General features: G+C 64.2%; 12 protein-coding genes. 4 read left to right on the top strand and 8 right to left on the bottom strand.

Annotation, left to right across the window (positions count from 1 at the left end):
- From AC1DK4_RS35695 to AC1DK4_RS35675, 5 genes are all read right to left on the bottom strand, one after another.
- Positions 1-693, bottom strand: a 693-nt coding sequence (locus tag AC1DK4_RS35695; protein WP_477132106.1) for an ABC transporter substrate-binding protein, incomplete at its 3' end; no start/stop codon positions are given.
- Between the two features lie 52 nt (positions 694-745).
- The gene (locus tag AC1DK4_RS35690) at positions 746-2,092 is read right to left on the bottom strand and encodes an amidase (protein WP_441614692.1); all 1,347 of its coding nucleotides are present in this window, start codon (positions 2,090-2,092) and stop codon (positions 746-748) included.
- Between the two features lie 2 nt (positions 2,093-2,094).
- Complete coding sequence (locus AC1DK4_RS35685; protein WP_441614694.1) at positions 2,095-2,475, bottom strand: cupin domain-containing protein; 381 nt, start codon at positions 2,473-2,475, stop codon at positions 2,095-2,097.
- 58 nt (positions 2,476-2,533) lie between these two features.
- Positions 2,534-4,018 (bottom strand): 4-hydroxyphenylacetate 3-hydroxylase family protein, encoded by a 1,485-nt coding sequence (locus AC1DK4_RS35680; RefSeq protein WP_441614696.1) that lies wholly within the window; start codon positions 4,016-4,018, stop codon positions 2,534-2,536.
- Positions 4,019-4,051: 33 nt separating this feature from the next.
- Entirely contained in the window at positions 4,052-4,576 is a 525-nt protein-coding gene (locus AC1DK4_RS35675; protein ID WP_441614698.1) for a flavin reductase family protein, read from the bottom strand.
- 362 nt (positions 4,577-4,938) lie between these two features.
- On the opposite strand from AC1DK4_RS35675, the gene AC1DK4_RS35670 reads away from it, so the two are divergent.
- On the top strand, positions 4,939-6,162 hold the full coding sequence (locus AC1DK4_RS35670) for an IscS subfamily cysteine desulfurase (protein ID WP_477132107.1): 1,224 nt from the start codon (positions 4,939-4,941) through the stop codon (positions 6,160-6,162).
- Between the two features lie 5 nt (positions 6,163-6,167).
- Here AC1DK4_RS35670 and AC1DK4_RS35665 read toward each other — a convergent pair whose 3' ends face one another.
- Positions 6,168-6,740: a MarR family winged helix-turn-helix transcriptional regulator gene (locus AC1DK4_RS35665; RefSeq protein ID WP_441614761.1), complete on the bottom strand. Its 573-nt coding sequence runs from the start codon at positions 6,738-6,740 to the stop codon at positions 6,168-6,170.
- Positions 6,741-6,883: 143 nt separating this feature from the next.
- Between AC1DK4_RS35665 and AC1DK4_RS35660 the strand changes: the two genes are divergently transcribed.
- A complete protein-coding gene (locus AC1DK4_RS35660; protein ID WP_441614700.1) occupies positions 6,884-7,459 on the top strand; it encodes a hypothetical protein in 576 nt (191 codons plus the stop codon).
- 54 nt (positions 7,460-7,513) lie between these two features.
- On the opposite strand, the gene AC1DK4_RS35655 is transcribed toward AC1DK4_RS35660, so the two are convergent.
- Positions 7,514-8,353, bottom strand: coding sequence for an enoyl-CoA hydratase/isomerase family protein (locus tag AC1DK4_RS35655; RefSeq protein WP_441614702.1), 840 nt, complete (start codon positions 8,351-8,353; stop codon positions 7,514-7,516).
- A gap of 488 nt (positions 8,354-8,841) precedes the next feature.
- Here AC1DK4_RS35655 and AC1DK4_RS35650 point away from each other — a divergent pair, with 488 nt between their 5' ends.
- On the top strand, positions 8,842-9,516 hold the full coding sequence (locus tag AC1DK4_RS35650; RefSeq protein WP_441614763.1) for a type 1 glutamine amidotransferase domain-containing protein: 675 nt from the start codon (positions 8,842-8,844) through the stop codon (positions 9,514-9,516).
- Between the two features lie 170 nt (positions 9,517-9,686).
- Positions 9,687-10,109, top strand: a complete 423-nt coding sequence (locus AC1DK4_RS35645) for an organic hydroperoxide resistance protein (RefSeq protein ID WP_477132105.1) — start codon at positions 9,687-9,689, stop codon at positions 10,107-10,109.
- On the opposite strand, the gene AC1DK4_RS35640 is transcribed toward AC1DK4_RS35645, so the two are convergent.
- Positions 10,106-11,764 carry a methyl-accepting chemotaxis protein gene (locus AC1DK4_RS35640; protein ID WP_441614706.1) on the bottom strand — a complete coding sequence of 553 codons (1,659 nt, stop codon included), beginning with the start codon at positions 11,762-11,764 and terminating at the stop codon, positions 10,106-10,108. The genes AC1DK4_RS35645 and AC1DK4_RS35640 overlap by 4 nt on opposite strands.
- Between the last annotated feature and the right edge of the window lie 200 nt (positions 11,765-11,964).

The following is an 11,964-nucleotide window of genomic DNA, read 5'->3' as shown; positions in this document are numbered from 1 at the left end:
GGCAAGGCCGATCACCTTCGCGCCGGACGCCTGGGCCTGGAGCAGGTAGGACGACAGGTCGGCGGAATTGATCGGGTGCCTGGCCTTGCCCGCCATCTTGCCGCCGACGCTGCCCAGCGCGTCGGTCGCATCCTTCTCGAGCGATGCGCCGAGGGCATAGTCGACGGTCAGGAAGTACCAGCTGTTGTCCCCGCCCTTTGTCAGCGCCTTGACGGTGTTGGCGGCGAATGCATAGGTGTCGTACGAATACTGGATCGTATAGGCAGAGCAGTCTTCGTTGCTCAGCCGGGTCGTGCCGGCGCCGCTCGCGATGACGATCTTGTGCTTGACCTTGCCCAGGTTGGACACCGCCAGCGCCACCGACGACGGCAGCGCGTCCTGGATGATGTCGACCTTCTGGTTGTCGAACCAGCCGCGGGCGATGGTCGCGGCGACGTCCGTCTTGTTCTGGTGATCGGCGTGGACCACCTGGACCGGCGCGCCCAGCACCGTGCCCCCGAAATCCTCCACGGCCATTTGCGCCGCCACGACCGACCCTTTGCCGCCGATATCGGAGAATATCGATGACATGTCGGTCAGGACGCCGATCTTGACCACGCCGTCGCTGATCCGGGCTGGCTCCGCCGCTCCCACGGGGGCGGCACAAACAGTGGCGCTGGCCAGGATGGCCGCACCGAAACGCATTGCAGGCATGATGTCTCCTCTGTGTTTTTTCGTTGCGTCTGGAATCGTCGCCGGTGCTTGCCTAGCGCCGGTCCTGCTGCAGCACCTTCTCCACACCCATGCCGATGGCCAGCAGCCTGCGGTCGGCCAGGTGGCGGCCGAACAGCATCAGGCCGACAGGCGCGTCTCCCGGCCGATGGCAAGGAACGGACAGCGAACACAGGTCGAGCATGTTGGCGATGGCGGGGTTGCGCAGTAGCAGCCGATTGGTCTTGAAGAACGCCTCGTCATCGTCGAGATCGGCGATGCGGGGAGCCACGATCGGCACGGTGGGCAGGACCACGGCGTCAAAGCCGGTCAGTTCCGCGTCCGCCTGCCGGCACAGCGCGGCCCGGCGCTTGAGCATGCGCAGGTAGTCGGCGGCACGCTGGCCGTCAGCCAGGCGGATGCGCGACAATACGCGGGGATCGTAGCGCCCGGCATGCGCTGCCATCAGGTCGCCATGCCAGGCGCTGGCTTCCGCTGCGACAAGCCCGCCGTCGGCGCCGATTTCGGCAAGACTGTTCCAGCTGTCGAACCAAACGTCCCGCAGCAATGCGCCCGCCGCCGAAAGCCGGCACAGGGCGCGTTTATACGTCTGCGCCACTTCGTCCGTCATGCCTTCGAGTACCAGCCCGGCCGGTACCGCCAGGCGCAGGCCTGCCACCGGCACCGGCTTCAGCGCAGCCAGGTCCTCGCCGGCCATCACGGCGTCGATGGCGGCGCAACACGCCACCGTGCTGGCCAGGCAGCCGACCGAGTCGTAGCTGGACGACAGGGGCACGGTGCCACGCAACGGCACGCGGCTCGCCGTGGGCTTGAAACCGGTGATGCCGCACAGGGCTGCCGGAATGCGGCAGGACCCGCCGGTATCCGAGCCTATCGCGGCAAGAGCCATGCCGTCGGTGACCGAGACCGCGGCCCCGGCGGACGATCCGCCCGGGATGCGTGCCGCGGAGCGGTCGAAGGGATTCCGCGGCGTGCCATAGTGCGGATTGATGCCGACGCCCGAGTAAGCGAATTCGCTCATGTTGGTGCGACCGACGAAGACGGCACCCGCCGCCCGCAGGCGCCCGATGGCGAGCGCATCGTGGCTGGCAGGCACTTCCGGCAACACGCGGGCGCCGGCCCGCGTGACATCGCCTTGCACGTCGAACAGATCCTTGACCGAGAGCGGCACGCCGGCGAGCGGGCCGGCAACGCCCTGCTCGCGCAGCATGTCGCAGGCCGCGGCCTGCTTTCGCGCCGCCATGCTGACGCCGTGCGGAAAGACCCGCCCGCCTTCGCCGGCGGGATTGCAGATCCGCTCGACGCACGATGCCAGCAAGGACTTTGCATTTGCGCCACCGCTCGCCAGCAGGTGCAGCGTCGCTTCCAGGGTCGGGGCCACGATCAGGCGGGGTCGAAGTAGTGGATTTCCAGCAGCATGCAGCCGCCGTCCGACTTGAACGGACCGTGGAATGCGCCGGGCGGACGGCAAGCGTAGGTGTTGGGCGCGAAGGCTTCGCCGCCCTCTCCGTTGACGTCGTTGCCGACGGTCAGGTCGCCGCTCACGAGATAGACTTCCTCCCAGTACTCGTGAACGAACGGCGAGGTAGTAAACACGCCGGGCTGGAAGCGCAGCAGGCGGGTACGGCTGCCGCTGCGGCCGCGCTCGTCGAGCGAGCCGGACAGGATCTTCTGCTGGATGCCCGAGGGATAGCCGTGCGGGACCTCCCAGCCGGATGCAAGGTCCAGGGAGTGGAACTCGTCGTGGAGTTTGTTGATCGCCATGTTGATCTCCGTAGGTGTGGTGATGGATAGCGCGAAGGGGACTGCGTTGAAGGTCAGCTCAGGCGGCCTGGGCCAGGCGGGCCAACTCGCCGTCGAGGGAATAGCTGCCCAGCATGTTGTCGACCAGATTCGCGGCACCCTTCCAGTCGTAGGTCCGGTAGGCATGCCCCTTGGTGACAAAGGAGGCGCCGGCGTAGAACATCTCGTACTGGTTGTGGCGCGACGCGAACTCTGAGCCGACCGCGTCCCATGCCAGCTTGAAGAACTTGACCCGCTCCTCGGGGCTGCAGGCGGGCGACTTCTGCGTCTTCGCAATGATTTCCGCCAGCGCGGGATTCGCGAAGTCATTGATGCTCGACGGCAGCATGATCATGCCGCCACCGGCCAGCTCGCGCAGCGTGCCGAGCACCTTTGCATAGAGCTGCTGGGTCAGGACCTGCGAGCCATACAGCATGCTGCGATCGGGAATGTAGTAGCCATTGTTGTTGACCTGCCCCTTGGCCTCCATGGCGTAGACCCACGCTTCGACCATCCCGGCCTCGGCGGCAAGCTGGCCGAGCATCTCCCTGACCTGCGGGAAGCTGTTCGTGCCGTTGACTTCGGTGATCTTGAGCGCGATCCCGACCAGGAAGCGCAGCTTCACCATCAGGCGAACCTGGCATTGATAGTTCTGGTAGCTGTGCGCCGGCGTGGCATGGAACTGCTTCGCGCACATCGCGACGTCGCCCGCGACGAAGATCCGCTCCCAGGGCACCTTCACATCGTCGAAGTAGAGAACGGCGTCGTTCTCGTCATAGCGGCTTGCCAGCGGGTTGTCGAAGACCGAGGTAGCGTTCTCCTCGTACGACTTGCGGGACATCACCTTCAGCCCCTTCGTGTTCATCGGCACGGCGAAGGACAGCGCGTACATGTCGTCGCCCTCGCGCAGCGGCTGGATGCAGCTGCAGAAGACCTCGTTGGCCATGATCCCGCTGGTGGCCAGCATCTTCGCGCCCCTGACCGTGATGCCCTCGGCGTCCTGGTCCACGATCCCGACGGCGAGATACTTGTCTTCCTGCTCATGTGCCGACTTGGACTGGTTCGCCTGCGGATTCACGATGACGTAGGTCAGGAACAGGTCGTTGTCGCGGGCGTACCTGTAGTAGTCGCGCAAGGCGCCGGCGCGTGCGGGGTCGGCCTGCTCGAACACGTCGATCCCCATATACATGCCCGATATGCAGGAGGCGACGTGGTCGGGAGAGCGGCCCATGAAGCCGTAGTGCAGCTCGGTCCAGGCCTCCAGCATCTGGCGGCGCTCGACCAGTTCGTTGTAGCTGGTCGGCAATTCCCAGATCCGGCTCACGCGCTTGTGCGTGCCCTCGGGCTGGAACGTCATCTTCCCGATGTTCTCCGGGCGCGCCTGGAAATCGTAGAGATTGGCGTAGCTGCGAATCGAGTTGCGGAACGCCGGGTGGCTCGTGACGTCGGTCACGCGCTTGCCGTCCAGATAGACCTCTCGGCCATCGCGCAGCATCTCGATGTGCTGGTTTCCGGTCTTAACCATGTCTTTTCTCCTGATTGCCTGCTTGCTGTGGATTCAGGCGGCTGCCGGGCTGCTCTCGAGTGCCCGGTACCTGCCGCCAAAGAAGATCAGGGGCCGGCCGTCATGCCGGGCCTGATAGCGGATCACCCGCCCGATGAAGATCACGTGATCGCCACCGTCATGCTGCGCATACGGCTCGCATTCGAAGGCGGCCAGGGCGTCGGGCAGGAGCACGTGGCCGCGGCTGTCGCGCGCCGAATAGTCGATGCCTTCCCACTTCCCGGAGTTCGCCTTCGCAAACCGGTTCGACATATCCTGCTGGGCCTCGGCGAGCACGTTGACCGCGTAGCGCGGCGCCGTGTATAGGTCCGCCAGGCTCAGGCAGCGGCGATCCACCGAGAACAGGACCAGAGGCGGATCGAGGGAAACCGAGTTGAACGACGCGACCGTGATGCCGACCGGCATCTCCTCCCTGGGCGCGGTGATCACCGCCACGCCCGTCGCGAACATTGCCAGCGCATTCCTGAAGCGGCGCTGCGCTTCGGCGTCGAAGCCGGTACCGACAGATGACTCAGACATCGCTACTCCTACACATGTTGTCGTTGCCTTGTTGCTTTGTTTATTACCTTTGTAAATTAGGTGTTATTGAATGCTATGCAACACTGCTATTCAAGTTGGTAAAAACCCTAGGAGGAGCGGGAGCGCGCTACGCTGGCGGACCGGATTTGCGCCGCAAAGCCTTGCTGCACAAGGGCTGGACGATCGTCTCCGGATTTCGGGTGACTGCAGGCGGACCACGCCAGGGCCATCCAACAACCCTACCGCCGGTGTGGCGCCAGCGCAGATGGAGCGCGCGCGGTGCTAGACTCCGCTCCACTTTCCCGCGCAGGGATCGCTCTTCCCTGCGACGCCAACCCATCAGCCGTCAGCGTAGAAGCAGCATGCACACAGCACCCAGGACCTATCCGATCTATATGGATTACAGTGCGACGACGCCTGTCGACAGACGGGTCGTCGATGAAATGGTGCCCTTCCTGCACCAGCATTTCGGCAATCCTGCTTCGCGCAGCCATGCCTACGGATGGCATGCCGAGGAAGCGGTGGAGACGGCACGCTCCCATGTGGCGGCACTGCTGAATGCCGATCCGCGGGAGATCGTCTGGACATCCGGCGCGACGGAAGGCAACAACCTCGCCATCAAKGGTGCGGCGCATTTCTATCGCGGCAAGGGAAGGCACATTGTCACCGTCAGGACCGAGCACAAGGCCGTGCTCGATACCTGCCGCGAACTCGAGAGGCAAGGATTCGAGGTAAGTTATCTCGAGGTGCAGGAAGACGGCCTGATCGATCTCGGCGCGCTGCGCGCTGCCTTGCGGCCGGATACGATCCTGGTGTCGGTGATGATGGTCAACAATGAGATCGGCGTCATCCAGCCGGTTGCGCAGATCGGCGAGATCTGCCGCGCGGCGGGCATCGTGTTCCATTGCGACGCGGTGCAGGCGGCGGGCAAGATCCCCATTGACCTCGCTGCGCTCAAGATCGATCTGCTCACCGTGACCGCGCACAAGGTCTATGGCCCCAAGGGGATCGGCGCGCTCTATGTGCGGCGCAAGCCCAGGATCCGCCTCGAGGCGCAGATCCACGGCGGCGGACATGAGCGCGGCATGCGCTCAGGCACCCTGCCGACGCACCAGATCGTGGGCATGGGCGAAGCGTTCAGGCTTGCGAGGGTGGAGCTTGCAGAAGAGGCAGGCCGCGTCGGGGCCTTGAGGGACAGGTTGCTGGCGGGGCTGACGCAACTCGACGAAGTCTATGTGAACGGGAGCCTGCGGCAGCGAATCCCGCACAACCTGAATATCAGCTTCAACTTCGTCGAAGGCGAATCCCTGATCATGGGCATCAAGGGTGTCGCCGTCTCTTCCGGATCCGCTTGCACCTCGGCCTCGCTCGAGCCATCGTTCGTGCTGCGTGCGCTCGGCCGCAGCGATGAGCTGGCGCACAGCTCGATTCGCTTCACGCTGGGCCGCTACACCACCGAGGCGGAAGTCGATGAAGTGATCCGGCTTGTCACCGCCACCGTTTCCAGGCTGCGCGAACTCAGCCCGCTCTGGGACATGCACCAGGAGGGTATCGATCTGCGCACCATCCAGTGGGCCGCGCACTGAAGCTGTCAGCGCTCCCTGGCGCCACCTCGCGCGGGCTGGACCGTTTGCCGGCGCGCCTGGAGGTGCTCGAGGTCAAGCGCGGCCCGGTCTCCGTTGGCGACGAGCCTGTCGACAACGGAGCACAAGACCTTGAATTCGGTGCGACTCACGCCGTCGAACAACACGTCGTTGATCTGCTGCTGCAGGGGCAACAGTTCATTGAGCAAGCGCGTGCCCGCGGCCGTGATGGTCAGGCGCATCTTGCGCTTGTCGTCGGGGTGGGCCTTCTTGTCGATCAGGCCCAGCTTCTTCAGCTTGCCGGTCTCGAGGGTGACGAAGGCGCCGCTGAGGTGAAGATGATCGGCCAGCTGGTTCACGGTCACCTCACCTTGCTGGGAGAGATGCGCAATGGACCGGATCAGCGAGTACTGGACCCCGGTCAGGCCAATCACGCTGCCGAAGCCGTCCCGCACCGAAAGCAGCCTTGCGGCGAATGGCAGCAGTCCGTTCACGAGATGACGGAACTCGACGTCAGAACCATCGACGAGGCACGCCGGATTGGTGATCGTCAGGGTTTTGTTTCCGGTAGTTGTCGCCACAGGCAATTGCTCCACATAGCTTTTCAAGCAAGCTTTGTGCCAAATTCTAGCAAACAACCCGGCTACGCGGCGGGAAGCTGCAGCGACAAGCCGGATTTCCGCCCTTCCGGGCGCCTCCATCCCTTCGCTGCTCAAGACATGCCATGAACCCGATCCCCTTGCATACCGCCAAGTCACTCCTGGAGACCTATGTCCGGGCCAAGGACAACAACCGCCCGGAACTGATCCATGAGGCCTTTGCGCAAGACGCTACGCTGACGATCTCGATCAACACCGATACGATCGCCTTTCCTGCGAAGACCGAGGGTGCACAGGGCATCGCCGCCACGCTCGTCACGGAGTTTGCCAAGACCTTCGATGCCTGCCGTACCTACTACGTCGCCGACGAACTCGCCCTGGTGGGAGACAGCATTGTTGTCCCCTGGCTGGTGGCAATGCGCGAAACCGCCGCCAACGTTCTCCGGCTTGGCAAGGGCTACTACCGCTGGGGCTTTGCGCAGGCCGATGGCCCGGCGCGCATCGCCAGCCTGCACATACATATCGAGCGGATGGACTCGGTGGCCGATCCGATGGCGGCCACGCTGGCGGCCCTGCAGGCAGGATTGACCTACCCCTGGCTTCCCGCGGATGAACTGAAAACAGAAATCAACCGGCTCGTGGCGGCAAAGCCGTCGCTCGCTTTCCTGCAGGCCTTTGCCGAGCCAGTGCCGCTGCCCTGACACGACACTGGCGCGGGCTCTATCGCGGATGGCCACAGGTTCGGCGCCAGGCCTTCAATTTCCCAGGGTACTGGTGTAATAGCCAAGTCGCGCTTCGACGTCGGCATTCTCCTGCAGGCCGAGCTTCAGCAACTCGCCTACCTTTCTCTGGGCCTGCGGACGACCCACCGATGTAATGAAAGCATCCCATTCGAGGCGAATCTCGGCGTCGGGCGGCAAGCTGGCGATGTCGACCAGGCGCTTGGTGTCGGCAATGGCTTGCTTGTCGAACGAGGCGATCCGCAAGGCGAGCGCTTCCACAAAGGCGTCCAGTTCGGAATCCGGCAACGAGCGATTCACGTAGCCATATCTCTCCGCGAGGTCGCCGTCGATATCGTCGGCCCCCAGCAGCACCTCAAGGGCGCGCCCTCGTCCCATCAGGCGAGGCAACCGTGCCATCGGGCCGCCACCGGGAACAAGCGCGGCGCCGACCTCCCACTGCGAAAGGATGGCCTTTTCCCGACTCGCGAAGCGCATGTCGCTGGCGAGCGACAACTCGCTGCCCACGCCAGTCGCCCGTCCGCGAATAGACGCGATCGACACGACCGGGGCGCGACTCAGGCGCACCAGCATATCCGGCAGCGGGTGCATGCCCGTTGGCCCGGGCGCCATGCTTGTCGACTCTTCAAGATCGCGGGTGAAGTCATAGTGCGTCAGGAAAAAACCCGGCACGGCACTTTCGAAAACGACGACCTTGACGTCCTTGTCCGATTCCAGCGCAGTGATGACTTCATTCAATTGCGGGATGCTATCCGGCCCGAAAATATTGAAAGGAGGATGATTGAGCGTGACTCTCCAGTATTCTGGCGTACGGCATTCCATAAAGATCTGCCGGTCTTTATTTGTCTTAGACATTTGGGATCCTTGGTTGCGGCAAGTGACGCTATACCACCATCATCGCCTCCATAAACCAATCGCGAGAGCCGACGGCACCGCCGGAAACGCACGCGGGCCGGCCTTTTCGAGGACGCTCCTTGAACAGGCTCGCCGCTATCTGGCTCCTTAGTATAGGCAAGGAGAGCAAGATCCAGCGTCGCGCGACGCGGGCGGCATTGTCCGGGCAAACCCCGTCCACGCAACAATAAATAGAATATTAATTGTCAATTCATAAATATTGATTTATTGAACGTAACCGAATCATAAAGATACCGCTTCGTCATAATTTCCAATTCCATCACCATCCGTTTTTTGATTGCGCCGTACCCTGCTGCTAAGATGAAGAGCGCATCGGCCGCCCGGCAAGGAGGGGGCGATGGACGAAAAGGGGGCGCCGTGGCTTCAGGCCGGAGGCGGCGCCCGCCGTCCCGGCGGGGTAACGCAGTCCCGGCCCAAGGAGCACGATGATGAAGATTCTGATGGTACTGACCTCCCACGATCAGTTGGGAAATACGGGGAAGAAGACTGGATTCTGGCTCGAAGAGTTTGTCGCCCCTTACTACACATTCCTCGACGCGGGAGTAACGATCACGGTTGCTTCTCCCAAGGGTGGCCAGCCGCCGCTCGATCCGAAGAGCGACGAGCCCGAGGGCCAGACCGAACTGACAAAGCGATTCAAGGAAGACACGGCTGCGCAGGCGGTCCTCGCCAGCACGGTCAAGCTCGCCGGCGTGAAGGCCGATGACTATGACGCGGTCTTCTATCCGGGCGGCCACGGTCCGATGTGGGACCTGACCGAAGACAAGAACTCGATCGCATTGATCGAGGCGTTCTACAACGCCGGAAAGCCGGTGGCGACAGTCTGCCATGCCCCCGCCGTCCTGCACCGCGTCGTTATCGACGGCCAGCCGATCGTGAAGGGCCGGCGCGTAACGGGTTTCACCAATACGGAGGAAGAGGCAGTCCAGCTGACCAAGGTCGTCCCGTTTCTTGTCGAGGATGAACTCAAGCGGCTCGGCGGCCTGTTCGAGAAGGTGGACGATTGGCAGAGCTTTGCGATCGTCGACGGCCTCTTGATTACCGGTCAGAATCCCGCCTCATCCACGGCCACTGCGCAGAAGCTGCTGACGCTTCTCGGCTGAGTGAAGCCGGTTTGCACAAGGCCTCGCGCAAGGCGGCCTGGCCGTGCGCGACGCGATGCACGATCGACGAGATCCGCCGCGGGCTCCCAGGGAGGCCGCCCGCGGCAGCTGTTGAACCGACTTCACCAACCCGCCAACACTTGGCCGCGGGCCCTTCTCAAGGAGTCATCATGAAGCTGGAAAAAGCTATCTACACCGCCCATGCCACCGCCACCGGAGGGCGCGATGGCCGCGCTRCATCGTCGGACGGCCTGCTCGACGTGAAGCTCGCGCTGCCCAAGGAAATGGGTGGCGCCGGCAATGGCGTCAATCCCGAACAACTGTTTGCTGCCGGCTACTCTGCCTGCTTTATCGGGGCCATGCGTTTCGTAGCCGGACAGCAGAAGATCACGCTGCCGGCCGATACCTCGATCGAAGGCGCGGTCGGCATCGGCCCGATCCCGCAAGGCTTCGCCATCCAGGTCGAACTGAAGATTTCGATTCCGGGATTCGATCGCGCCGAGGCCGAGAAGCTGGTCGAGCAAGCCCATCAGGTCTGCCCCTATTCGAATGCCACTCGCGGCAATATCGACGTGACCCTGACGCTGGTCTAGGGGGCCGGCACGCCGCGCGCGCCAAGCGATCGCATGCCGGTGGCAACCGGCCCGGTCGTGGCCGCCCGGTCCGGTGCCTGGCGGCGGCCACTGCCGGTGCCAGGCAGGCGGAAGAACGCCACCGCTTCATCCAGGTCCCGGCCCTGATCCTGCAACGCGCGCGATGCGCTGGCGGCCTGCTCGACCATGGCTGCGTTCTGCTGCGTGACCTGGTCCATCTGCGAGATCGCGGTGTTGACCTGCTCGATGCCGCGGCTTTGCTCCTGCGCCGCGCCGGCAATTTCCTCCACGATGCCGCTGACGCGCGCCACGGCCTGGGTCACCGATGCCATGGTCCGCCCTGCTTCGCCGGCGAGCGTCGAGCCGTCCTCGATCTGCCGCATCGAACCTGAAATCAGTTCCTTGATCTCCTTGGCTGCGCCGGACGAGCGCTGGGCCAGGCTGCGCACTTCGCTGGCCACCACCGCGAACCCGCGGCCCTGCTCGCCTGCGCGCGCGGCTTCCACCGCCGCGTTGAGCGCCAGGATATTGGTCTGGAAGGCGATCCCCTCGATCATGCCGGTAATGTCGGCGATCTTGCTGGAACTGGCGCTGATGCCTTGCATGGTATCGACTACCCGGCCCACCGCCACGCTGCCGCTCTGGGCAATATCGGCGGCTTCGCGGGCGAGGTCGTTGGCCTGCCTGGCGTTCTCGCTGCTCAGGCGTACCGTGGTGGTCAGCTCTTCCATGCTGGCGGCGGTTTCTTCGAGCGAGGCCGCCTGCTCTTCAGTGCGGCGGCTCAGGTCCGCGTTGCCCGCGGCGATCTCCGCCGAGGCCCCGGCAATGCTGCCGCAGCCTTGGCGCACGCGCGAGACGATCTCGATCAGGCGTTCGTTCATGTCGCCCAGCGACGACAACAGGCGGCCGGCCTCGTCCTGCGAGGTGGCCACGATCTTGCTTCCGAGGTCGCCGCGGGCTACCGTCTGCGCCACCCCGACGGCCAGTTGCAGCGGGCCGGTGATCGCACGGGCGAGCAACAGCCCGCCCGCGGCGGCCAGGACCACGGCGCCAATCGACATGGCGATCAACAGGTTGCGCTGCGCCAGATAGTCCTCTCCCAGCCGCTGCACGGTTTCGGCCTGGCGTGCGGCGGTGAATTGTGTATAGGCATCGGTGGCCTGGACCAGCGCCGCGAGCAGGGGCCGGCATTCTGCATTCATCTTGAGGATGGCTTCGTCACGCTTGCCGGCAAGCGCCAGGCCGACGATGTCCGTGGCCACCGGCCCGTAGCGCGTTTCGATGCTGTCGATATCGCGCACCAGTTTGCGCGCGCCTTCGCTGGCGTCGCTGGCCTGGACCATCTCCTTGAGCCGCGCCAGGTGCGCCTTCACGTCATCGTGCGCGCGCAGCGCCTCGGTCTTCTCGATGGCGATATCCTCGGGCCTGGTCACCAGCACGAGGTTGCGCGCGGCAATGGCGCGGCGGTCGACGGCGGTGCGCACCTGCGCGGCCATCTCCGCGCGCGCATTCATGCCGTGCAGATAGCGGGTGAAGCCTTCGGTGGTCTGGCTCAGCGCGCGCAGCGAGAGCGCGGCGACGGCCAGTGTGATGATGGCGAGCAGGCTGAAGCCGAGCAGGAGCTTGCGCTTGATGGACAGGCTGTTGAACTTCACGGTGATCCCCTCTTGTCCCGTCAGGACATTGGCGCTGCGGATTGGTCCAAGGTTTCTGCTTTGAATCGCCAAGGCGAACCGCTGCCATCCCGTTCCCGCTTGCCCGTCTTTTGTGGTGTGGGCGATCATCGTCTACGCGTCGCTCTTCGGCTCATGCGTGTGCAGCCCGGCGCCGCATGCATGCGGCGCCGGGCTGCAAA

This window comes from Cupriavidus sp. 05N38, from assembly GCF_056397345.1.
The sequence above is the reverse complement of the archived record's forward strand: the minus strand, read 5'-3'. Positions and strand labels throughout refer to the sequence as shown.

Coding starts and splice junctions, on each gene's coding strand:
- AC1DK4_RS35685 (WP_441614694.1), bottom strand. CDS start 2,475: ATGGCGATCAACAAACTCCACGACGAGTTCCACTCCCTGGACCTTGCA.
- AC1DK4_RS35680 (WP_441614696.1), bottom strand. CDS start 4,018: ATGGTTAAGACCGGAAACCAGCACATCGAGATGCTGCGCGATGGCCGA.
- AC1DK4_RS35675 (WP_441614698.1), bottom strand. CDS start 4,576: ATGTCTGAGTCATCTGTCGGTACCGGCTTCGACGCCGAAGCGCAGCGC.
- AC1DK4_RS35660 (WP_441614700.1), top strand. CDS start 6,884: ATGAACCCGATCCCCTTGCATACCGCCAAGTCACTCCTGGAGACCTAT.
- AC1DK4_RS35655 (WP_441614702.1), bottom strand. CDS start 8,353: ATGTCTAAGACAAATAAAGACCGGCAGATCTTTATGGAATGCCGTACG.
- AC1DK4_RS35650 (WP_441614763.1), top strand. CDS start 8,842: ATGAAGATTCTGATGGTACTGACCTCCCACGATCAGTTGGGAAATACG.